This window comes from Serratia sp. GW822-FHT06D09 (assembly GCF_058799515.1).
Genome location: NZ_JBXALO010000006.1, coordinates 85,788 through 107,200, shown reverse-complemented (window position 1 = coordinate 107,200; position 21,413 = coordinate 85,788). Strand labels below are relative to the sequence as shown.

Annotated in this window: 21 protein-coding genes and 3 tRNA genes; 6 read left to right on the top strand and 18 right to left on the bottom strand. The window is 56.7% G+C overall.

The features are described 5' to 3' along the window. Positions 1-7: 7 nt before the first annotated feature. The 3 genes from nadR to serB form a co-directional block, all read right to left on the bottom strand. Entirely contained in the window at positions 8-1,264 is a 1,257-nt protein-coding gene (nadR, locus tag AC1RKG_RS15875; protein ID WP_020825124.1) for a multifunctional transcriptional regulator/nicotinamide-nucleotide adenylyltransferase/ribosylnicotinamide kinase NadR, read from the bottom strand. 56 nt (positions 1,265-1,320) lie between these two features. Continuing rightward, positions 1,321-2,706, bottom strand: coding sequence for a DNA repair protein RadA (gene radA / locus AC1RKG_RS15870; RefSeq protein WP_020825123.1), 1,386 nt, complete (start codon positions 2,704-2,706; stop codon positions 1,321-1,323). Between the two features lie 145 nt (positions 2,707-2,851). Beyond that, on the bottom strand, positions 2,852-3,829 hold the full coding sequence (gene serB, locus AC1RKG_RS15865) for a phosphoserine phosphatase (RefSeq protein WP_020825122.1): 978 nt from the start codon (positions 3,827-3,829) through the stop codon (positions 2,852-2,854). Positions 3,830-3,933: 104 nt separating this feature from the next. On the opposite strand from serB, the gene AC1RKG_RS15860 reads away from it, so the two are divergent. Continuing rightward, a complete protein-coding gene (locus tag AC1RKG_RS15860; protein ID WP_048762896.1) occupies positions 3,934-4,620 on the top strand; it encodes a YtjB family periplasmic protein in 687 nt (228 codons plus the stop codon). A gap of 95 nt (positions 4,621-4,715) precedes the next feature. Here AC1RKG_RS15860 and AC1RKG_RS15855 read toward each other — a convergent pair whose 3' ends face one another. The 14 genes from AC1RKG_RS15855 to AC1RKG_RS15790 all read right to left on the bottom strand — a co-directional run bounded on the left by AC1RKG_RS15855 (position 4,716) and on the right by AC1RKG_RS15790 (position 17,491). Then, a complete protein-coding gene (locus tag AC1RKG_RS15855) occupies positions 4,716-4,940 on the bottom strand; it encodes a helix-turn-helix domain-containing protein (protein ID WP_232103368.1) in 225 nt (74 codons plus the stop codon). A gap of 62 nt (positions 4,941-5,002) precedes the next feature. Then, complete coding sequence (gene deoD, locus AC1RKG_RS15850; RefSeq protein ID WP_020825118.1) at positions 5,003-5,734, bottom strand: purine-nucleoside phosphorylase; 732 nt, start codon at positions 5,732-5,734, stop codon at positions 5,003-5,005. A 111-nt stretch (positions 5,735-5,845) separates the two neighbouring features. Then, positions 5,846-7,069 carry a phosphopentomutase gene (gene deoB / locus AC1RKG_RS15845; protein ID WP_020825117.1) on the bottom strand — a complete coding sequence of 408 codons (1,224 nt, stop codon included), beginning with the start codon at positions 7,067-7,069 and terminating at the stop codon, positions 5,846-5,848. 69 nt (positions 7,070-7,138) lie between these two features. Continuing rightward, a complete protein-coding gene (gene deoA / locus AC1RKG_RS15840; protein ID WP_046374560.1) occupies positions 7,139-8,461 on the bottom strand; it encodes a thymidine phosphorylase in 1,323 nt (440 codons plus the stop codon). Between the two features lie 68 nt (positions 8,462-8,529). Continuing rightward, positions 8,530-9,309: a deoxyribose-phosphate aldolase gene (gene deoC / locus AC1RKG_RS15835; RefSeq protein ID WP_142815995.1), complete on the bottom strand. Its 780-nt coding sequence runs from the start codon at positions 9,307-9,309 to the stop codon at positions 8,530-8,532. A 366-nt stretch (positions 9,310-9,675) separates the two neighbouring features. After that, a complete protein-coding gene (locus AC1RKG_RS15830) occupies positions 9,676-10,953 on the bottom strand; it encodes a NupC/NupG family nucleoside CNT transporter (protein WP_048762894.1) in 1,278 nt (425 codons plus the stop codon). 195 nt (positions 10,954-11,148) lie between these two features. Next, on the bottom strand, positions 11,149-11,925 hold the full coding sequence (locus tag AC1RKG_RS15825) for a TatD family hydrolase (protein WP_115060173.1): 777 nt from the start codon (positions 11,923-11,925) through the stop codon (positions 11,149-11,151). Further along, positions 11,922-13,043, bottom strand: coding sequence for a patatin-like phospholipase family protein (locus AC1RKG_RS15820; RefSeq protein ID WP_041414172.1), 1,122 nt, complete (start codon positions 13,041-13,043; stop codon positions 11,922-11,924). The genes AC1RKG_RS15825 and AC1RKG_RS15820 overlap by 4 nt, the downstream gene beginning before the upstream one ends. Positions 13,044-13,053: 10 nt before the next feature. After that, positions 13,054-13,239 carry a CsbD family protein gene (locus tag AC1RKG_RS15815; RefSeq protein ID WP_020825111.1) on the bottom strand — a complete coding sequence of 62 codons (186 nt, stop codon included), beginning with the start codon at positions 13,237-13,239 and terminating at the stop codon, positions 13,054-13,056. Positions 13,240-13,442: 203 nt separating this feature from the next. After that, entirely contained in the window at positions 13,443-13,604 is a 162-nt protein-coding gene (locus tag AC1RKG_RS15810) for a DUF1328 domain-containing protein (protein ID WP_004857650.1), read from the bottom strand. A gap of 154 nt (positions 13,605-13,758) precedes the next feature. After that, on the bottom strand, positions 13,759-14,373 hold the full coding sequence (gene osmY, locus AC1RKG_RS15805) for a molecular chaperone OsmY (RefSeq protein ID WP_020825110.1): 615 nt from the start codon (positions 14,371-14,373) through the stop codon (positions 13,759-13,761). A gap of 532 nt (positions 14,374-14,905) precedes the next feature. After that, on the bottom strand, positions 14,906-16,495 hold the full coding sequence (prfC, locus tag AC1RKG_RS15800) for a peptide chain release factor 3 (protein WP_020825109.1): 1,590 nt from the start codon (positions 16,493-16,495) through the stop codon (positions 14,906-14,908). A gap of 170 nt (positions 16,496-16,665) precedes the next feature. Continuing rightward, entirely contained in the window at positions 16,666-17,109 is a 444-nt protein-coding gene (rimI, locus tag AC1RKG_RS15795) for a ribosomal protein S18-alanine N-acetyltransferase (RefSeq protein ID WP_020825108.1), read from the bottom strand. Next, positions 17,054-17,491 carry a DNA polymerase III subunit psi gene (locus AC1RKG_RS15790; RefSeq protein WP_020825107.1) on the bottom strand — a complete coding sequence of 146 codons (438 nt, stop codon included), beginning with the start codon at positions 17,489-17,491 and terminating at the stop codon, positions 17,054-17,056. Before AC1RKG_RS15790 ends, rimI begins: the two co-directional genes overlap by 56 nt. A gap of 281 nt (positions 17,492-17,772) precedes the next feature. On the opposite strand from AC1RKG_RS15790, the gene rsmC reads away from it, so the two are divergent. Next, positions 17,773-18,816, top strand: coding sequence for a 16S rRNA (guanine(1207)-N(2))-methyltransferase RsmC (gene rsmC / locus AC1RKG_RS15785; RefSeq protein WP_046374563.1), 1,044 nt, complete (start codon positions 17,773-17,775; stop codon positions 18,814-18,816). Positions 18,817-18,877: 61 nt separating this feature from the next. Here the strand turns inward: rsmC and AC1RKG_RS15780 are convergent, their stop codons facing one another. Continuing rightward, positions 18,878-19,870 carry an aldo/keto reductase gene (locus tag AC1RKG_RS15780; RefSeq protein ID WP_046374564.1) on the bottom strand — a complete coding sequence of 331 codons (993 nt, stop codon included), beginning with the start codon at positions 19,868-19,870 and terminating at the stop codon, positions 18,878-18,880. A 132-nt stretch (positions 19,871-20,002) separates the two neighbouring features. Between AC1RKG_RS15780 and AC1RKG_RS15775 the strand changes: the two genes are divergently transcribed. The 4 genes from AC1RKG_RS15775 (at position 20,003) to AC1RKG_RS15760 (ending at position 21,358) form a co-directional block, all read left to right on the top strand. Next, positions 20,003-20,947 (top strand): LysR family transcriptional regulator, encoded by a 945-nt coding sequence (locus AC1RKG_RS15775; RefSeq protein ID WP_128865032.1) that lies wholly within the window; start codon positions 20,003-20,005, stop codon positions 20,945-20,947. A gap of 72 nt (positions 20,948-21,019) precedes the next feature. Beyond that, positions 21,020-21,106, top strand: a tRNA-Leu gene (locus AC1RKG_RS15770). Positions 21,107-21,140: 34 nt separating this feature from the next. Next, positions 21,141-21,227 (top strand) — tRNA-Leu (locus AC1RKG_RS15765). A gap of 44 nt (positions 21,228-21,271) precedes the next feature. Beyond that, positions 21,272-21,358: transfer RNA gene (locus AC1RKG_RS15760), tRNA-Leu, on the top strand. Positions 21,359-21,413: the final 55 nt, after the last annotated feature.

Below are 21,413 nucleotides of genomic sequence, written 5' to 3'. Positions count from 1 at the left end.
CGCAGGCTTAGACTGCAACGCCAACCAGGCGGCTGGCATCGGCCGCCAACAGCTGTTTGACCAGTTCTACGCAGCGCAGGAAACGCTCGTCGTAATCGCTGGACTCTACGTGTACGTATTCAATGTTGTTGGCCCGTAGCATCTCTTCCAGCAAATACTGAAATGCCTTGCGATCGTTGGGATTGCCCAGGCTGCGCAACCCATCCGCCACCCATGGGGTGTTGTTCTCCAACAGGATCACCAGATCAAAGCGGTACTCGTCGATCAACGCCTGTACAAAGGGGTGCTCGCGTCCTTCGTACTTTTTGCAGAACGCCTGAGTGGTCACGAAGTCGGTATCGATAAACGCCACTTTATTGGCGTATTTCACCGCAAAATCGACGTACTGCGCCTGGCCCAGGGCGATTTTGTCATAGTCGGAATACTGTAGCGCCATCTCATCCCCGCCGAGGTGAGAGAACACGTAGTCGCGGCCATATTCCCAGGCGCTGGTGGTGTTGAAGATGTTCGCCAGCTTATTGACCAGGGTCGATTTCCCGCTCGACTCGCCGCCGAGGATAGCCACGGTGCGTACAAAAAACGGCTTCACTTCGGTCGGAATATAATCCCAATAGCGGAACGGATCCTGGCGGATTTGGCGGCCGCTGATGTTCATAAATGAACGTTCGGGATCGATCAGAATGGTTTCAATGCCCAGATGTTCGCGATAGCGCGGAGCATCCTGTGCTTCACTGGAATAGATAAAGCTCGGCACTATGGCCTTTTGCTCCAGAAAAGCTTTCACCCCGTCACTCCACACGTTCCAGCCGTGCGGATAGGGCTCGATGCCCTGTTCGTCAAACGAGTGAATATGAATATTTTTCTGATACTTGAAGGTTTGCAGCAGCCAGCGCAGACGATCGCTGACCGTCGGCTGTTGCGACATCGAGCTGTTGTCGAACAGCTCCCGATCGCGCGGTTCATCGTGACACAGGATCACGTGCAACTCATCCACCTGGCTACAGGCTCGCTGGATCAGGTAAATATGACCGGTGTGCAGAGGGTAAAATTTACCAAACACCACGCCGACCTTTTTCTCACGGCGTGGAAACTCAAGCCCGAGGTAACGGTGCAGCGCCTCCAGCTTCTGGGCGCTAGGGCTTTTGATTTTGTCGTTTAACAGCTGGCTAAGATAGCCTTTGGTCATGCCACTGGCATCCGCCACCTGCTGCAGAGTGCAGTTCTTTTGCTTAATCGACGCCTTCAGGTAATCGAATTGCCGCATAGCCCCTCCGTTTAGTATGCTAAACAAAATAGCATAATCTGCGTACCGCGTGGCAATTAATAAAACTGTTCCAACACGTCCAGCGCATCCGCCAGTTTCTTCACGCCAAACACCTGCATATTGGCCGGCGGTTTTTTCGGTACGTTAGCGTGCGGCACGATGGCACGCTTGAAGCCGTGTTTCGCCGCTTCGGAAATCCGTTCCTGACCGCTCGGTACCGGACGGATCTCCCCCGCCAGCCCCACTTCGCCAAACACCACCAAATCGTTCGGCAATGGGCGGTCACGCAGGCTGGACACCAGCGACATCAGCAACGCCAAATCGGCGCTGGTTTCACTGACCTTCACCCCACCGACCACGTTAACGAACACGTCCTGATCGGACATCTGCAATCCGCCATGGCGATGCAGCACCGCCAACAGGATCGCCAATCGGTTTTGCTCCAGGCCGACCGCCACTCGCCGCGGGTTAGACATCATGGAATGATCCACCAGCGCCTGAATTTCCACCAGCAACGGCCGCGTACCTTCCCAAACCACCATCACCGAACTGCCGGAGGTGACCTCATCGCCACGGCTGAGGAAGATGGCAGACGGGTTGCTGACCTCACGCAGGCCCTGCTCTGTCATGGCGAACACGCCCAGCTCATTCACCGCACCAAAGCGGTTTTTATGGCTGCGCAGGGTACGAAAACGTGAATCGGCGTCGCCGTCCAGCAGCACCGAACAGTCGATGCAGTGTTCCAATACTTTCGGCCCGGCCAGGGAACCGTCTTTGGTGACGTGACCGACCATGACAATCGCCACGCCGCGCGTCTTGGCGAAACGCGTCAGATAAGCCGCCGTTTCACGTACCTGCGCAACGCTACCCGGCGAAGATTGAATATCCGCCATGTGCATCACCTGAATGGAGTCGATCACCATCAGCTTCGGCTGTTCCTGCTCGGCGATCAGGCAGATCTGTTCGATGCTGGTTTCAGACAGCATATTCAGGCCGCCGGTTGGCAAGCCGAGACGATGGGCGCGCATCGCGACCTGCTGCAGTGATTCCTCACCGGTGACGTACAGGGTTTTCATCTGTTCGGACAGTTTGCACAGCACCTGCAGCAGCAAGGTACTTTTACCTGCGCCGGGGTTACCGCCGATCAGGATCGCACTGCCCGGAACCACCCCGCCGCCCAGCACGCGGTCAAACTCGAGGAAACCGGTGGAAAAACGCGGCAGCTCTTCCAGGCTGATGTCCGACAGCTTTTGTACCTTGCTGATACCGGCATCGCCGGCGTAGCCGCTCAGACGCTCGTTGCGAGAAGAGGAAGACACGGCAGCCAGACGCACTTCTGTAATGCTGTTCCAGGCGTGGCAAGCGCTGCACTGCCCCTGCCAGCGCGGATAATCTGCGCCGCACTCATTACATACAAACGCCCGTTTTGCTGCTTTTGCCACGTATTACCTCAATATTTTGTTTATACCCTAAATAATTGAAGTTGCATCGAGGCAGCCAGTGCGGGAATCCTCAGGAGCTTACTTAGGTAAGTGACTGGGGTGAGCGCACGCAGCTAACGCGGAGGCAGCTTCAAGTATGACGGGTTTAGCGCACTTCGTGTTTCAGGCTGCCGGTCAACACGCACAGCACGCCCATAAGATCGGCATGGCGAATCGACACCTGCGCCTTCTCATACACTTTCGGTTTGGCGTGATAGGCAATGCCCAACCCGGCAACCTGCATCATTTTCAAATCGTTGGCACCGTCGCCGATGGCGACAGTTTGCTGCGGTGGAATACCCAGTTTTTCCGCCAGCGCTACCAGCGTATCGGCTTTGAACTGCGCGTCCACCACCGGTCCCAGCACCTCGCCGGTCAACTTGCCGTCGCGGATCTCCAGCTCGTTAGCCACCACCGCCACCAGCTTCAGTCTGTCACGCAGATACTCGGCATAGTAGGTGAAGCCGCCGGAGGCAATCGCCACATGCCAGTCCATCGCCTGCAGCTTGCGCACCAGGTTGGTCAGCCCGGACATCAGCGGCAGCTCGTCACGCACCTGCTTGAGGATATTGGCATCGGCGCCTTTCAGCGTACCGACGCGCTGACGCAGGCTGGCGGTAAAGTCCAGCTCGCCGCGCATCGCGCGTTCGGTCACTTCCGACACCTGCTCACCGACGCCCGCCAGTTTGGCAATCTCGTCGATGCATTCAATTTCAATCGCGGTGGAGTCCATATCCATCACCAGCAACCCGGGGGTGCGCAGGTGGGGGATCTTGCCCAGCGGCGCCACGTCCAGCCCGCTCTCCGCCGCCAGCGTTTTGGCGCGTGCCGTCAGCGTGCCCGCCAGACGCACCACCTGATAATCCTCTACGCACCAGGCAGTGACAATCACCATCGCCGCGCCCAGCTTGCGCTGGAAATCGGTAATGCGCGTTTTGTTCAGTTCTCTGCCATATAATAGCCAACCGGTATGACCCGCCCGATAATCCAGCGGCATCACTTCGTCACCGCTCAGCGAAAGGGGAAGACCCGGCCATTGAGAGATCTCAGCCGGGAGATCGCAATAGGTCAGACTATTCGACATCCTTAACTCCTGAAAAAACACTGCATGATAAAACGACGCATCAAGCTATCCTATCGCCATTGCTTCTGGCAACATAAAGTGTCCAAGATGCCCAAGGAACCTGCATGGCCCGCGCTAAACTGAAATTCCGCCTGCACCGCACCGCTATTATCCTGATTTGCCTGGCTTTGCTGGTGCTGTTGATGCAGGGCGCTTCCTATTTTAGCCTGAGTCACCAATTGGCGCGATCCGAACAGGTGGAAGAACTGGCGCAAACGCTGACCAAACAGGTGGCATCCAGCCTGGCCCCCCTGATGGATGACGACAGCGACGTCGACAACCAACGCATCGACGCCATCCTCAAACAGCTCACCGACCACAGCCGCATTTTGGACGCCAGCGTCTATCAGTTGGACGGCTCCCTGGTTTCCCACGCCGGTGAGCAGATAAGTATACGCGATCGCCTGTCGCTTGACGGTAAACGCGCCGGCAGCTACTTCAATCATCAGCTGGTTGAACCCATTGAGAACAAAGACGGGCCGATCGGCTTTATCCGCATCACGCTGGACACCCACGTGCTGGCGACCGAATCCAAACAGGTGGATAACACCACCAACCTGCTGCGCCTGATGATTTTGCTGGCGCTGGCCATCGGCATCATCCTGGCCCGTACGCTGTTGCAGCACCGCCGCAGCCGCTGGCAGCAGTCCCCGTACCTGTTAACCGCCAACACGCCGTTGGAGGAAGGCAATACGGTGGAAGATGACGATGACGAAAAGCCGGAAGATAAGAAAGAAGAGAAGATGCCCTAGGCTTGCTTTAAGCCATGCGCTGGATGTGTTCATTCAACCCTTGAACCTGCATCAACATCTGGTCGGCAAGACTACGGAATGCCTCGCTGATCAACTCATGCTGTGCCCTGCTCATCCACCTGATAGAGTGGAAAATACGTCTCCTCCGCCACGGCCCTGCGCAAGGCATAGCGAGTGGCTCGGCCTTTACCCATAGCCAGTACCGCTTCCGCCAGTACACGGATACGGCGCGACAGCGTCGGTTGGCTGATACCCAGCGCATCGGTGAGTGCTTTCGACGCGGCGGGCCCCTTACGCAGAACTTGCTCGAGGCTGGTCATAGATGAATAGAGGAGTGAATAGATTAACAGGGGCGCAGCAGAACGCTGCGCCCGCAGTATGATTAGGCTTTGTCGCCCAGCAGCACAGATTCCAGCGCGATAATGATCATTTCATTAAAGGTGGTTTGACGCTCTGCAGCGGTGGTCGCTTCATGACGCAGAATGTGGTCGGAGACGGTACAAATGGTCAGTGCCTTGGAACCGAACTCTTCGAACAGCTCAGCCGCCACGCCGTAGATACCGGCCGCTTCCATTTCCACACCCAGGATGCCGTACTTCTTCATCACCTGGAACATATCCGGATCCGGCGTATAGAACAGATCAGCGGAGAAGATGTTGCCCACACGCGCCGGGATACCCTGCGCTGCTGCCGCGTCTACGGCATTACGCACCATATCGAAGTCGGCGATTGCCGCGTAGTCGTGATCCTTGAAACGCAGACGGTTTACTTTGGAATCGGTGCAAGCACCCATACCAATCACCACGTCACGCAGTTTGATATCGTCACGCACCGCGCCGCAAGAACCCACACGGATGATTTTCTTCACGCCGAATTCGGCAATCAGTTCACGCGCATAGATGGAGCAGGATGGGATACCCATACCGTGGCCCATTACGGAGATTCTGCGGCCCTTGTAGGTACCGGTGAAGCCCAGCATGCCACGCACGTTGTTCACTTCCACCGCGCCTTCCAGGAAAGTTTCCGCGATGTATTTTGCACGCAGCGGATCGCCCGGCATCAGTACTACGTCAGCGAAATCACCCATTTCAGCATTAATGTGCGGCGTAGCCATAATTATCTTCCTTCAGAAATCATATTTAATAAAAACATCAAACATCTAAGCCTTGAATTTCGAGTTGCAGCCAGGCGCGTAGCAACAATGCTGCGGCTTGAAATACGGGGCTTAGAGCATGGATTTACCGTAATCCATCGGTGACACGCCAAAGTAGCTGGCTACTGTCTGGCCGATGTCGGCGAAGGTTTCACGGTGGCCCAACGAACCTGGTTTCACTTTCGGACCGTAAATCAGGACCGGAATATGCTCACGGGTGTGGTCGGTGCCCGGCCAGGTCGGGTCGCAGCCGTGGTCAGCGGTGAAGATAATGATATCTTCATCTTTCACCAGTTTCAGCAGCTCCGGCAGACGGCGGTCGAACAGCTCCAGCGCCGCAGCATAGCCCGCAACGTCGCGGCGGTGGCCGTAAGAGGAGTCAAAATCAACGAAGTTGGTGAACACGATGGTGTTGTCACCGGCTTTTTCCATTTCGGTCACGGTTGCGTCGAACAGCGCGTCGATGCCGGTAGCCTTGACCTTTTTGGTGATGCCCACGTTGGCGTAGATATCGGCAATTTTACCGATCGACACCACTTCGCCGCCCTTCTCGTCCACCAGCTTTTTCAGCACGGTTGGCGCCGGTGGCTCTACGGCCAGATCGTGACGGTTACCGGTACGCTGGAAATTGCCCGGCTTGTCGCCCAGGAATGGACGAGCGATCACGCGGCCAATGTTGTAACCGCCTTCGGTCAGCTCTTCACGGGCGATTTCACAGAGTTCATACAGACGATCCAGGCCGAAGGTCTCTTCGTGGCAGGCGATCTGGAATACCGAGTCGGCAGAGGTGTAGAAAATCGGCTTGCCGGTTTTCATGTGCTCTTCGCCCAGTTGGTCGAGGATCACGGTGCCGGATGAGTGGCAGTTACCGAGGTAGCCCGGCAGGTTAGCGCGCTCGACCAGCTTGTCCAGCAGCTCCTGCGGGAAGCTGTTGTGTTCGTCGCTGAAATAGCCCCAATCGAACAGTACCGGCACGCCGGCGATTTCCCAGTGGCCTGACGGCGTATCTTTACCGGAAGAGAGTTCGCTGGCGTAAGCATAGGCGCCGATGATGTCCGCATTGCGATCCAACCCTTGCGGGAAGGTGCCGGTGGATTCTTCCGCGGCCTTGCCCAGGCCCAGACGGCTCAGGTTAGGCAGCGTCAACGGGCCCTGACGACCAACGTTGGCTTCACCGCGCGCGCAGACCTCGGCGATGTGACCCAGAGTGTCGGAACCCTTGTCGCCAAAACGCTCGGCATCTTCGCTCGCGCCAATACCGAATGAGTCTAATACCATAATAAATGTACGTTTCATCATGCTCTCCTGCGTGTTTTCACGCTGTGGGCGACAGCGAAAAGGCCGCTGCCGCTCCTGATTCGTTAATTATTCCGTGATGCGCTTATAGACTACTGGCGTCACTTCCGGCGCTTTGTCGCTCAGCACCATCGCACTGCGTACCGCTTCGGCCGCCTGCTGCCAAGTCTCTTCGTCGTTGGCATGGATCACCGCCAGCGGCTGCTGGGTATCCACTTTGTCACCCAGGCGCGCCATCTCAGTCAGGCCCACGCTGTAGTCGATGCTGTCGGTTGCACGGCGGCGACCGCCGCCCAGGGACACCACCGCCATGCCCAGTGCACGGGTATCCATTGCACTGATGATACCTTTTTTCTCAGCGTAAACCGGCTTGCTGAGGGTTGCGGCAGGCAGATAGCTGTCATAGCGCTCGACGAAATCGGTCGGGCCCTGCTGTGCGGCGACCATACGGCCAAACACTTCTGCCGCTTTACCATTGTCCAGCACTGCCTGCAGTTTGGCACGCGCATCGGCATCATCTTTCGCCAGGCCACCGGAAAGTAGCATTTCCACGCACAGCGCCATCGTCACTTCCAGCAGGCGCGGGTTGCGGTATTCGCCGGTCAGGAAGCGCACGGCTTCGCGAACTTCCACGGCGTTACCGGCGCTGGAGGCCAGCACCTGGTTCATGTCGGTCAGCAGCGCGGTGGTTTTGCAGCCGGCGCCGTTGGCTACGCCAACAATCGCCTGCGCCAAATCGGCCGACAGTGCGTAGGTTGGCATAAAGGCACCTGAACCGACTTTGACGTCCATCACCAACGCATCCAGGCCTTCCGCCAGCTTCTTCGCCAGAATAGAGGCGGTGATCAGCGGAATGGAATCTACGGTAGCAGTGATATCACGGGTCGCGTAGAAGCGTTTGTCCGCCGGTGCCAGCGAGCTGGTTTGGCCGATAATCGCCACGCCCACGTCCTGAATAATTTTGCGGAAGGCATTGTCGTCCGGGAAGATATTAAAGCCCGGGATCGCTTCCAGCTTGTCCAGCGTACCGCCGGTATGGCCCAAACCACGGCCGGAGATCATCGGCACATAGCCGCCGCAAGCCGCCACCATCGGGCCCAGCATCAGCGAAGTGACATCGCCCACGCCGCCGGTGGAGTGCTTGTCGACCAGTGGCCCGTTCAGTGACAGGCTTTTCCAGTCCAGCACGGTACCGGAATCACGCATTGCCATGGTCAGCGCCACGCGCTCCGGCATGGTCATATCGTGGAAATAAATGGTCATCGCCAGCGCGGCAATTTGACCTTCTGAAACGACGTTGTCACGGATACCATTGATGAAAAAGCGAATTTCTGCTTCGCTCAACGGCTGACCGTCACGTTTCTTACGGATAATTTCTTGGGCCAGGAACAAAGCGTCCCCCTGTTTTAGCTAGAGTAGAGTGCAGGCCGGCGATTATCTCGCCTTGCCGACGTAATCGTTCAGTAACCGCTGCCGGACTGCCCGGCACTGTGGCCCAGCGTCGTCAGCAGGCTGGCTAACAGACTGGAAGCCCCGAAGCGGAAATGACGCGCATCGGCCCAACCTTCGCCCAGAATACGATCGGCAAGTTGCAGATAATGCAGCGCGTCTTCCGCTGTGCGTACGCCACCGGCCGGCTTGAAGCCCACCGTTTTGGCAACGCCAAGATCGCGGATCACCGACATCATCAGCTCGGCGCTTTCGAGCGTCGCGTTGACCGGCACTTTACCGGTAGAGGTTTTGATAAAGTCAGCACCGGCGTTGATGGCGATTTCCGATGCTTTACGGATCAGGCTGGCCTGCTTGAGCTCACCGGTTTCAATGATCACTTTCAACAGCACGTTGGCGGCCTGGCAAGCCTGCTTGCACTGTTTGACCAGTTCATAACCCACCTGCTCGTTACCGGCGATCAGCGCGCGGTAAGGGAACACCACGTCCACCTCATCGGCGCCATAGGCGATAGCCGCGCGCGTTTCCGCCAGCGCGATTTCAATATCGTCATTGCCATGCGGGAAATTGGTGACGGTCGCAATGCGGATGTCCGGCGTCCCCTGCTCACGCAGGGCCTTGCGCGCCACCGGGATAAAACGCGGGTAAATACAGATGGCCGCCGTATGGCCGGCCGGGCTATTGGCCTGACGACACAGCGCGATCACTTTTTCATCGGTGTCATCGTCGTTCAGCGTGGTCAAATCCATTAAGGTCAGCGCACGTTGCGCTGCTGCGGTTAATTCGGTCATAAAACTCTCCAACTGAGTACCTGGGTGTTGGCGAGCGGACTTGGTTCCTTGAAGATAGCGCTGGGGAACGGGTTCCCACCGCGGCAACTGAGATCCTTCTCACCGCACATAACCCTTCGCATCGCGCAGGGTCAGTAATAGCTATTTGAACACGATCGCCGGGGGCAATTCGCGCTCAGAGTCACACTATATGAAATAACACTGTAACAGGCCGGAATTATATGTGAAGAACATCACAAAATAACGCGATATCGTTCACAAATTCGCTAAAGAAACGGACGCGGGCACGGCACGCTGTGCCCGTCTTAGAGTATAGGCGGTGTCCTGCAATAGGGCTCGCGGCGCTATCACAGGACAGGACCGGGGTTACAGCGCCAGGAAGAACCCGGCGATGGTCGCACTCATCAGGTTGGAGAGCGTACCCGCAGCCACGGCTTTCAGGCCGAAGCGCGCGATGTCATGACGACGGTTCGGCGCCATGCTGCCCAGACCGCCGAGCAGGATCGCCACCGACGACAGGTTGGCAAAGCCGCACAGCGCGAAGGAGATGATCGCCTTGGTATGCGCCGACAGCACCTGCAGCCCTTCTGCCGCCACCACGTCGTCCGGACGCAGGTAAGCACCGAAGTTCATGTAGGCGACGAATTCGTTAACGATAATCTTCTGGCCAATAAACGAGCCGGCCGCCATCGCTTCATGCCAAGGCACGCCGATCAGGAAGGCGATCGGTGAGAATACCCAGCCAAGTATCAGTTCCAGCGACAGCTGCGGATAATCGAACCAGCCGCCGACACCGCCAAGAATGCCGTTCAGCAAAGCGATCAACGCGATAAACGCCAACAGCATCGCGCCGACGTTCAGCGCCAGCTGCATGCCGGAAGCCGCACCTGAAGCAGCCGCATCGATCACGTTGGCCGGGCGTTCATCTTCTGCGATCAATTTCATCGCGTCGTCTTTATCGTGGGTTTTTTCGGTTTCCGGCACCATCAGCTTGGCGAACAGCAAGCCACCCGGTGCAGCCATAAATGAAGCGGCGATCAGATATTCCAGCGGCACCCCCATCTGGGCATAACCTGCCAATACAGAACCGGCTACCGAGGCCAGGCCACCGCACATCACGGTAAACAGCTCAGACTGGGTCATGGTAGCGATATACGGACGCACCACCAGCGGGGCCTCGGTTTGGCCGACAAAAATGTTGGCGGTCGCCGACAGTGATTCGGTCCGTGAGGTACCCAGCAGCTTTTGCAAGCCACCGCCCAACACGCGGATCACCAATTGCATGATACCGAGGTAATACAGCACCGCAATCAGCGAGGAGAAGAACACGATCACCGGCAGTACGCGCAGTGCGAACACAAAACCGCCGCCGCCGAAGACTTCAAACATCTTGTCGGAAACCAGGCCACCGAAGATGAAGGAGATCCCCTGGTTGCCGTAGGCGATCACGTTAGCCACGCCCGCCGACATGCCGCCGAGAATCGCGCGACCAACTGGAACGTACAGCACCAGCGCGCCGATGGCGACCTGAAGAACAAATGCCCAAATAACGGTGCGCAGGTTAATCGCGCGGCGGTTGCTGGAGAGCAGCACCGCAATGGCGATCAGCACTGCCATACCGACCAGGCTCATGATGAGTTGCATGCAAAGTATCCCTGTTGCGAAAAAGAAATGCATCCCTGTCAGAGAGGAACACGGGGCTGCTTTAGAGTAATTTCGGGGAGCGATTATACGGAGCGAGGTACCCCTCGTACCGATTTATGTCACAAATGCATACAACAGGAAGCAAATGAAAATCTTATAACGTGAGCATCATCACAGTTATGGTGGGTTAGACACCTAAAGGGTAAACAGGGCGTGAGTGTTGTGTTGCAACTGGGCGGCAATATCCTCGGCTGACTCGGGGCGCAAGCGGCACAGTTCCTGGAAAACTTCGGCGGCACGTTCAGGCCGGTTGGGCTGCCCCTGGTAACCGGCCAGCGGCATGTCCGGCGCATCGGTTTCCAACAGCAAGGAGGTCAACGGCAATTGAGCCATCACGCTACGGGTTTTCTGCGCCCGCTCATAGCTGATGGTGCCCCCCACGCCAATGTAATAGCCCAGGCGGATAAACGCCTGCGCCTGCGACAGGCTACCGGCAAAACCATGTACGACGCCACGGCGTGGCACTTCGCTACGACGCAGCATTGCCGCCAGTTGATCGTGGCTGCGGCGGGAATGCAGGATCACCGGCAGATCGTGTTCTTTAGCCAGTTTCAACTGGGCCTTCAATACCCGCTGTTGCCGTTCGAACTGCGGGTTCTCCATATACAGATCCAGACCAATCTCCCCCACCGCCACCAGCTTCTGAGGTCGGCTGGCCAGAAAACCCGCCAACTGTTCAAGCTCCGCTTCCTGATGCTGGGCAATATACAGCGGGTGCAGCCCGAGGGCTGCGAACAACGGCGGATAGTCGCGCGCCAGTTTTACCACCCGCGCAAAGCGGTCGGCAGTTACCGTCGGCACGATAATTCGCCTTACGCCCGCCCGTTCGGCCAACGCCAGGCTTTCAAGCTCCTGCCCGCTGAACGGCGGGAAATCGAAGTGGCAGTGGGTATCGGTGAAATCTGGGGTCACAGCAACCCCCCTTCACCCGGGGGTACGTCACCCGGCAGAATAATCTCTCTCGCGGCCAGATTGGGCTCCGGCTGCGTGGAAAGTTCGCGCGGGTGTGCCACGTCGGTGATGATCGGCGAAGGCATAACGACATTCTCAGGCTGGATCAAACGGCGCGACAGCGCCTTTTTCACCTTCATACCGTCCAGTTTGTCCTGCTCGACCAGCCAGTGCCCGACGGTCGCCAGGAAATAGCGCCCGCAGCGACGCCCCAGATGATAGTCCTGATTGAGCGACGTCAGCCGGCTGCCCAAGGCATTGCTGGCCAGCGGCTTCGGCGGGAAAATTTCAAAGATGCGCAGCTTGCCGGGCGGCTTCTCAATGAATTGCTGAATGCGGTGATAGCTTTGTTCGTGGTGTTGAAGGATACGCACCATCTGCTGCAGGCTGCTTTCGCTGAGCCAGTGCTCCATGCGCTTCATCCACTGCGGGGTGTAATACATCTGCGAAGGCACGGTACGGATCACCACGATAGTGTCCGCGCCACGGCGGTAGGCCTCTTCGACTGGGATCGCATCGCTGATGCCACCGTCCTGATAGCTGACGCCGTCCAAATCCACGCCCATACGGTAAAAACCCGGAATGGCGCTGGATGCCTTGATCGCCGGCAACCAACTGGCACGCTGCGCCGGCAGGTAAGTGGGTTCAAAGTCATCGCTGCGGCAGGCGCACATCAGGAATTCACGGCCATCGATCAGGTGTTTTTCCGCCACGTCCATTGCCAGCGGCAGCTGTTGCGACGTGGTGTCGATCAGCCAGTCGAGATCGATCAAATGCCCGCCACGCACGAAGCGCAGCGGGTTAAAGAATTCAGCGGAGGTGGTGTAACGGGTGATCACCCGCCGCGCATAGCCCATCTGGCCACAAATAAAGGCCGAGAGATTTTGTGCGCCGGCAGAAGTGCCGATCATCAGATCAAAAGGATTAAAGCGGGCACGCTGAAACTCGTCCAGCACGCCGGCGGTAAAAATGCCGCGCTGCCCGCCCCCTTCACATACCAGCGCCATTTTGCCGGGCCGGTAAGGTTTATACGCCAGCGGTTCTATATTGCCGAGCGTGATGGGTATTCTGTATCCCAACCCTGCATCCTCAGTGAGACGTTTTACCCGAGGATACCTCGTCTTGCTCTCTTCCGTAATCCTCTTGCAGTATGCCAGAGAGGCAGTCATTGCTTCCCATCAGCCAGATGCAGTCATTGTCGGACCACTCCGCCAATGCCTGACACACCCGGCCCTTCAACTGTTTCCAGCGTCCGAGGATGATGTCGCTATTCATGACTGACCTCCCTAGGGTGAGAAAAGGAATTAAGCTTTGTTACACTTTGAGAGAAACAAGGCTGTGTCCCGTAATAGTGCGTGAGCTCCGCTGGCGGTCATTTGGACGCGCAACAAGGCACGGGTCGTGAGGTTTGGTGGGCCAAATAAACGGCTCGTAACACAGGGGCGCGTTCAAATGGCCCCAGCCCTTCGGGTCGCAGCCTATGGACGTCGGCGGCCGGTAAACAGGCTGACCAGGAACAGAATGATCCCCACGACGAAGACGATTTTTGCAGCCCAGGCGGCGGTACCCGCCAGAGAGCCGAAACCTAACGCAGCAGCAATCAGTGCGATGACTAAAAAGATAATGCCCCAACGAAACATAAGCTTCTCCTTACCATAGTGAAAAAACACATCGCAACCTGTGCCCTTTTCAGGCTCATCCAGGTTGCCGGTCAGTTTCTTTTTTTGATGGTGCTTCCTGGGTTAACCTTTCAGCCAACCCAGGATTTGGTGCTTATTGTTGCTCGTACTAAACTTACGGCTTAACTACCAGGTCGTTTTTAACGCTTTTCACGCCGTCGATCGCTTTGGCGATGCTTTCTGCACGCTCAGACTGGGCCTGAGTTTTCACTTCACCGGAAAGCTGCACCACACCATCAGTGGTTTCCACTTTCACGTTGCGTGAAGGCACGATGTCATCGGCCAGCAGTTTGGCTTTCAGTTCGCTGGTGGTCGCGGTGTCACCGGCATAAGCCTTCACGGACTGCTTGCTTTCGTCTTTCACGTGCAGCTTGTCGCTGACGGATTTGACGCCTTCAACTTTACCGGCCACTTCAACCGCATGCTCGGCCTGCGCCTGGCTGCCGACAAAACCGCTCAGGGTAACGGTACCTTTTTCCGTTTTCACCGAGATATCGCTGCTGGTAATGGTTTTGTCATCCACCAGCGCACTTTTAACTTTAGCCGTTGTTGCGCTGTCATCCATGTAGCCGTCAACTTTTTTCATGGAGCTATCGATTTTGGCACCCGCGCTATCAGCGGCACTCGACGCTTTGTTGAGCAGCGTATCTTCAGCCAGCGCGCTGCCACTAACCAGAACGGAACCCAAAACAACAGCCATCAGTGATTGTGCAAATTTAGTATTTTTCATCGATCTCTTCCTTTGGTTATGGATCCAAAATGATTGCGGACCCTTCAGTCGCCATAACGCGACTCACTCAGTGAATACTTCACGATTTCTATACGTTCAAACATTCACGCTAAGACGATTGTTGCCACACCAGGAATATTGCAACGGCTGTGCCAACTTTAAAAAATCATTAAAAATCAATAACAAAATAAAAGTTGATTAATAATCGAACTAAAAACTGTCGCCTATTGACGACAACACCTGTCCGTTAAATCAAGGTTATAGCTATGTTATTGATATTAATAACATCACACTGTCTCTTATTGGCAACACTACCGAATAACTCGCTATTATCGTGGCAAAAAATAGTGAATTACGCTTACTGGCTAAATGATGCCCTATTAAATATAGACCATATGACAGAAAAAACAGGAAAGACCGGGTAAATGCTGGCGGATGCGAGGGAGACGAAACTGGTGAAGGAGATTTATTAATTAGCAGAATGGGGAGACGCAATATAACACAGGGCGCCCTAAGGCGCCCTGCTGTTCTGTTAGTGTTCGCGCGTTTTGCGGAACACCACTTCCGGATAGCGTTCCTGCGTCAGATTCAGGTTAACCATCGTAGGCGCGATGTAAGACAGGTTGTCGCCGCCGTCCAACGCCAGGTTAAGCTCGTTCTTACGCTTGAACTCCTCGAATTTCTTCACGTCGCTGCATTCCACCCAGCGCGCCGTAGAGACGTTGACCGACTCGTACAAGGCTTCGACGTTGTATTCGCTTTTCAGACGCGCAACTACCACGTCGAACTGCAGCACACCCACCGCGCCCACGATCAAGTCGTTGTTGGCGATTGGACGGAAGACCTGTACCGCCCCTTCTTCGGACAGCTGAACCAGACCCTTCAGCAGCTGTTTTTGCTTCAACGGATCGCGCAGACGAATACGGCGGAACAGCTCCGGTGCGAAGTTCGGGATACCGGTAAACTTCATGTCTTCACCCTGGGTGAAGGTATCGCCGATCTGAATGGTGCCGTGGTTATGCAGGCCAATGATATCGCCCGGATAGGCTTCTTCCACGTGCGAACGGTCGCCCGCCATAAAGGTCAGCGCGTCGGATATCACCACATCTTTACCGGTGCGTACCTGGCGCAGCTTCATGCCTTTTTCGTAACGGCCAGACACCACGCGCATAAAGGCCACGCGGTCGCGGTGTTTTGGATCCATATTGGCCTGGATCTTGAACACGAAACCGGTGAATTTCTCTTCCGCAGCCACCACTTTACGGGTGTTGCTATCGCGCGGCATCGGCGCCGGCGCCCAGGCGACCAGACCGTCGAGCATGTGATCCACGCCGAAGTTACCCAGCGCGGTACCGAAGAAGACCGGGGTCAAATCGCCGCTCAGGAAGGCTTCATGATCGAACTCGTGCGAAGCGCCTTGCACCAGCTCCAGCTCTTCACGCAGCTGCGCGGCCAGATCTTCGCCCACCGCAGCGTCCAGCTCTGGGTTATCCAGGCCTTTGACAATGCGTACTTCCTGAATGGTGTGGCCTTTACCGGTCTGGTAGAGGTAGGTTTCATCCTTGTACAGATGATAAACCCCTTTAAACAACTTGCCGCAGCCGATAGGCCAGGTGATAGGCGAGCAGGCAATTTTCAGCTCACGCTCGACTTCGTCCATCACTTCCATCGGATCGCGGATATCGCGGTCCAATTTGTTCATAAAGGTCAGGATCGGCGTATCGCGCAGACGGGTTACTTCCATCAGCTTACGGGTACGATCTTCAACCCCTTTCGCGGCGTCGATCACCATCAGGCAGCAGTCGACGGCGGTCAGGGTACGATAAGTATCTTCGGAGAAGTCTTCGTGCCCTGGGGTATCCAGCAGGTTAACCAGGCATTCGCGATACGGGAACTGCATCACCGAGGTGGTGATTGAGATACCACGTTGCTTTTCCATTTCCATCCAGTCGGATTTGGCGTGCTGGTTTGAGCCACGGCCTTTTACCGTACCGGCGGTTTGGATCGCCTGTCCGAACAGCAACACCTTTTCGGTAATGGTGGTTTTACCGGCATCGGGGTGCGAGATGATGGCGAAAGTTCTTCTTTTCGAGACTTCGCGGGCAAATTCACTAGGAGACATGTTTTTCAGATTCTACAGTTAGTCCGCCCTGCGAAAGCATCAGAACGCGCCGCGCACGGCGCCAGGCAAAGCGGTAAATAAAAGATAATAGCCGGGCATTTTCGCTGATTTGTCAACCGGTGACAATCAATGCTTTTCCCGGCGGGAAGAAGTTAAAACCAAGACACCGGCTAAGCCAGCGGCAGCGCCATGACGATGGCGTCTTCACGCCCATTGGCGCTCGGATAGTAATTACGGCGGACGGTCACTTCGTTAAAGCCGAGATCTTCATACAACGCAATCGCCGCACGGTTGGAGGCGCGCACTTCCAGCCACAAAGTAACCACACCGCGGGTTTCCAACTGTGCAATCAAGGCTTCCAGCAACTGACGGCCAAAGCCGCGACGCTGCCAGTCGGGGTGAATGGCGATGTTGAACAGCGTGGCCTCATCCAGCACGATCTGGGTAATGGCAAAGCCCGCCATCTGCCCGTCGGCGTCCAGTTTCAGGTTAAGATAACGATCGCCCTGATTGCTGGAAAAGGTGGCTTGCGTCCAGGGAAAGGCGTGACTGGCTTGCTCAATCTTGAAGGCCGTGGCCAGATCGGCCGCGGTCAGGGTAGAAATACTGTTCATGATGACAAATCTGCTGCCAGAGTGCGCGTTTGGCACCCGCATCGAGAGAAAGCTCGGCCAGCGCCGGGCTGTGTAGCTGTGCGCCGGCCACCGCGAGCGGCTCCGCAACGCCCAACCGCCAACTGTTGCATTCGGTATCTTCAGGCAGCATCGCCACCTGATCCGGCGTCAGGCCGTAGGTTTGCGCCGGGGTCAACCCCAGGCTGCGCAACACGTCGCAAAACAGCGGATCGTTATGCTCAGGCAGTGCCTGCGCTACGATCAGCAAACGCACTTCAGGCGGCAGGCTGACCGCTACTTCGCCCTGCAACACGCCCGGGCGGCGCAATGTCCACTGCGTAATACCCAGTTGTTGTAACAGCCAGTCGCGTTTTGATGCCATGCCGATTCCTGTCAGGATCTACCCGTTGTGGTGCGCCATGCCTGCCATGCGCCGCGCTATGCTAACAAACCCGCGCGGACTGCGCCAACATCCCCTTCATCTTTCAGGCTGCAGCGGCGTTGGCTTCCCTCGCTCATCCCAGTCACTGAGTTATCTCAGCTCCCGGGAACTCTCTCGATCCCCGCCTTGCTGGAGCCAGAAAGCTATTGGGCATAAACCCGTCGAACATATCGCCACAAAGCTCTATAATCCCCGGTCTAATTTCTAGGAGCCAAAACCTGATGTCTGCATTAACCCCCGCCAGTGAAGTCATGCTGCGCCACAGTGATGAGTTTATCGAACGCCGCGTTCTGTTTGCCGGTGACCTGCAGGACGCCCTGCCGGCCCAATTCGAGGCCGCGGATGTGCGTGTCCATACCCAGCAGTACCATCACTGGCAGTTACTGAACCGGGCGATGGGCGAAAACGTGCAGTTCGGGCTGACCGTGGACGCTGCGTTTGTCGCCGAGTGCGATACGCTGATCTACTATTGGCCGAAGAGCAAACAGGAAGCGCAATTCCAACTGTGCAACATTCTGGCGCTGCTGCCGGTCGGCGCAGAAGTGTTCGTGGTCGGTGAAAACCGCAGCGGCGTACGCAGTGCCGACCAGATGGTGGAAGACTATGCCACACTGGTGAAAATCGACAGCGCCCGCCGCTGTGGCCTGTATCACGGCCGTCTGGATACGCAGACCGAATTCAACCTGGAAGACTGGTGGGAAAGCTATCAGCTGCACGATCTGGAAGTGAAAACCCTGCCGGGCGTGTTCAGCCGCGACGGGCTGGACGTTGGCAGCTCACTGCTGCTGTCGACCCTGGAAAAACACATGAAAGGCAAGGTGCTGGACGTAGGCTGCGGTGCCGGCGTGATGGCTTCCGTGCTGTCCAAACTGTCGCCGAAGATGAAGCTGACCCTCAGCGACGTCAACGCCGCCGCCGTGGAGTCCAGCCGGGCTACGCTTGCCGCCAACGGTATTGAAGGCGAAGTGATCGTCAGTAACGTCTATTCCGACATTACCGGCCGTTTCGACCTGATCATTTCCAACCCGCCGTTCCATGATGGCCTGCAAACCAGCCTGACCGCAGCAGAAACTCTGATCCGCGGGGCGTTGAAGCACCTGCCGATCGGCGGCCGTCTGCGCATCGTGGCCAACGCCTTCCTGCCGTATCCGGACATCCTGGACGCCACCTTCGGCAGCCATGAAGTGCTGGCACAAAACGGCCGCTTCAAGGTGTACCAGGCGACCGTAGCCCGTGCGCCGCGCGATACCAAGAAAAAGAAGTAACGGCGACCCGCTAACGCGTCTCCGTATCAGGGCGCAGCGTTTACACGCTGCGCCCTTTTTATTAGCCGTTGATATAGGTCATCGACTCCGCACCGTAGCGTGCCCCTGCCGCGGCCTGCAGGGGGAACACCGCCTCAATGGCCGCCAGTTCGGCAGCGCTGAGCGTCAATTCGGCCGCTGCGATATTCTCTTCCAGATAGCGACGGCGTTTGGTACCAGGGATCGGGACAATGTGCTCACCCTGCGCCAACACCCAGGCTAACGCCAACTGCGACGGCGCAACGCCTTTCTGCTTAGCCAGCTCAGTCACTTTTTCCACCAGCGCCAGATTGCGTGCAAAGTTTTCCCCCTGAAAACGCGGGTTGCTGCGACGGAAATCGTCAGCGTCCAGATCTTCTGGCCGTTGGATCGCTCCGGTCAGAAAACCGCGCCCCAGCGGGCTATAGGGAACAAACCCAATGCCCAGGCGTTCACAGGCCGCCAATACGCCCTGCTCGGCATCGCGTGTCCACAATGAATACTCAGTTTGCAGCGCCGTAATCGGGTGGACTTTATGCGCTCGCTCCAGCGTGGCGACAGAAGCTTCGCTTAGCCCGATATAACGGATTTTTCCTTCGCTAATCAGGTCCGCCATCGTACCTACCACCTCTTCAATCGGCACCTCAGGATCGACGCGGTGCTGGTAATAAAGATCAATCACCTCGACCCCGAGACGCTTCAGGCTGCCCTCCACCGATCGGCGGATGTACTCCGGTCGGCTGCTGACGCCCCGCGCTGCAGGGTTGGCCGGATCGCGCACAATGCCAAACTTGGTGGCCAGAAAGACCTGCTGCCGCTTGCCCTTGATCGCTTTGCCAATCAGCTGTTCATTGGTGTGTGGGCCGTACATGTCGGCGGTATCCAGCAGAGTGACGCCCAACTCCAGCGCACGGTGCAGCGTGGCGATAGCTTCTTGTTCATCGTGAGCGGTCGAATAAAAATCACTCATCCCCATGCAGCCCAACCCCAGAGCGGAAACCAGCGGGCCAGTGGGACCTAATTTGCGTTGTTGCATTGTGTTGCCCTCTTGCGGTTTTTATCAGCGAAGATGCTGATGCAACAGAGTCTGGTTGTTTCGCCTAAAAAGATAAATAATGCAGATTGCTCATCACTGTTCATAAATCACTAACAATACGGAGCGGGCAAGATGGACCAGATCCAGGCCATGCGCATTTTTACCCGTATCGTCGAACTGGGCAGTTTCAGTCGGGCGGCGGAACGCCTGCAGTTACCCCGCGCCACGGTCAGCAATGCCGTTAAGCGGCTGGAGCAGCGCCTCGGTGTGCGCCTGCTGCTACGCACCACCCGTCAGGTACAGGTGACCAGCGAAGGCACCCTCTATTACCAGCGTTGCGTACAGTTGCTGGGCGCACTGGAAGAGGCGGACACCTTGTTCAGCCATCAAAAACTGCAGCCCTCCGGCAAAGTGCGTATCGATATGCCCCATTCGCTGGCGCGCGAAATCGTTATTCCGGCATTGGATGACTTTTACCGGCGCTACCCGGATCTGACCCTGGCATTGGGTGCCAACGACACCCACGTGGATTTACTGCGTGATGGAGTAGACTGCGTGCTGCGTGCCTGGGAAACCGAAGATGACAGCCTGGTGGCACGCCGCATTGCCATGTTGCCACAGCTGACCTGCGCCTCGCCTGCCTACCTGGCGGCGTTCGGCGTGCCGCAGTCGATTGACCGGCTACAGCAGCACCAGGCGGTAGGTTATTTTTCCCTCACCAGCAACCGGGATTATCCGCTGGAGTTTTGCCGCAACGGCAAAGTGGAATTGCGCGAATTGCCCGCCAAACTGAGCGTCAGCGGGGCTGATGCCTACACCAGCGGCTGCCGCGCCGGCATGGGGCTGATACAGGCAGCGCATTATTCGCTGGCACCCTGGCTGCAGAAAGGAGAATTGGTCGAAGTGTTGGCAGAAACCCCGCCACCGCCGATGCCCATTTACGTCATGTATCCCCCCGGCCGTTTCCTTGCGCCACGGGTCAGGGTGTTGATTGACTGGCTGATTTGGCTGTTTGAACGCTATCAGTCACCCAAAACGGACGTTTTTCCAGCAAACGCCCGCAAACAGGGGAAATAACTATTGACGTACCCGCCAAAATCTCTAGAATTCGCCTCCGTGGTAACGTTACTCCGGTAATGTATCTGGTATGCGAAGGTGGCGGAATTGGTAGACGCGCTAGCTTCAGGTGTTAGTGTCCTTACGGACGTGAGGGTTCAAGTCCCTCTCTTCGCACCAAATAACCACATGATTTATATTGCACAGCATCAATGCGAAGGTGGCGGAATTGGTAGACGCGCTAGCTTCAGGTGTTAGTGTTCTTACGGACGTGAGGGTTCAAGTCCCTCTCTTCGCACCAAGCTGGTGATATAAATCGAAAGCAAAATAAAGATTATCGGCTGTGCGAAGGTGGCGGAATTGGTAGACGCGCTAGCTTCAGGTGTTAGTGTTCTTACGGACGTGAGGGTTCAAGTCCCTCTCTTCGCACCAATCGATAAATCTCTTCGGAAGCCCTACCCCCAAAGCCATTCCCAATCGAAACGAT

Bases quoted from the DNA above. Each gene is read 5' to 3' on its own strand.
- nadR (WP_020825124.1), bottom strand. From the start codon at position 1,264: ATGCGGCAATTCGATTACCTGAAGGCGTCGATTAAGCAAAAGAACTGC.
- serB (WP_020825122.1), bottom strand. From the start codon at position 3,829: ATGTCGAATAGTCTGACCTATTGCGATCTCCCGGCTGAGATCTCTCAA.
- AC1RKG_RS15860 (WP_048762896.1), top strand. From the start codon at position 3,934: ATGGCCCGCGCTAAACTGAAATTCCGCCTGCACCGCACCGCTATTATC.
- AC1RKG_RS15855 (WP_232103368.1), bottom strand. From the start codon at position 4,940: ATGACCAGCCTCGAGCAAGTTCTGCGTAAGGGGCCCGCCGCGTCGAAA.
- deoD (WP_020825118.1), bottom strand. From the start codon at position 5,734: ATGGCTACGCCGCACATTAATGCTGAAATGGGTGATTTCGCTGACGTA.
- deoB (WP_020825117.1), bottom strand. From the start codon at position 7,069: ATGAAACGTACATTTATTATGGTATTAGACTCATTCGGTATTGGCGCG.
- deoC (WP_142815995.1), bottom strand. From the start codon at position 9,309: ATGACCGAATTAACCGCAGCAGCGCAACGTGCGCTGACCTTAATGGAT.
- AC1RKG_RS15830 (WP_048762894.1), bottom strand. From the start codon at position 10,953: ATGCAACTCATCATGAGCCTGGTCGGTATGGCAGTGCTGATCGCCATT.
- AC1RKG_RS15815 (WP_020825111.1), bottom strand. From the start codon at position 13,239: ATGAATAGCGACATCATCCTCGGACGCTGGAAACAGTTGAAGGGCCGG.
- AC1RKG_RS15810 (WP_004857650.1), bottom strand. From the start codon at position 13,604: ATGTTTCGTTGGGGCATTATCTTTTTAGTCATCGCACTGATTGCTGCT.
- osmY (WP_020825110.1), bottom strand. From the start codon at position 14,373: ATGAAAAATACTAAATTTGCACAATCACTGATGGCTGTTGTTTTGGGT.
- prfC (WP_020825109.1), bottom strand. From the start codon at position 16,495: ATGTCTCCTAGTGAATTTGCCCGCGAAGTCTCGAAAAGAAGAACTTTC.
- rimI (WP_020825108.1), bottom strand. From the start codon at position 17,109: ATGAACAGTATTTCTACCCTGACCGCGGCCGATCTGGCCACGGCCTTC.
- AC1RKG_RS15790 (WP_020825107.1), bottom strand. From the start codon at position 17,491: ATGGCATCAAAACGCGACTGGCTGTTACAACAACTGGGTATTACGCAG.
- rsmC (WP_046374563.1), top strand. From the start codon at position 17,773: ATGTCTGCATTAACCCCCGCCAGTGAAGTCATGCTGCGCCACAGTGAT.
- AC1RKG_RS15780 (WP_046374564.1), bottom strand. From the start codon at position 19,870: ATGCAACAACGCAAATTAGGTCCCACTGGCCCGCTGGTTTCCGCTCTG.
- AC1RKG_RS15775 (WP_128865032.1), top strand. From the start codon at position 20,003: ATGGACCAGATCCAGGCCATGCGCATTTTTACCCGTATCGTCGAACTG.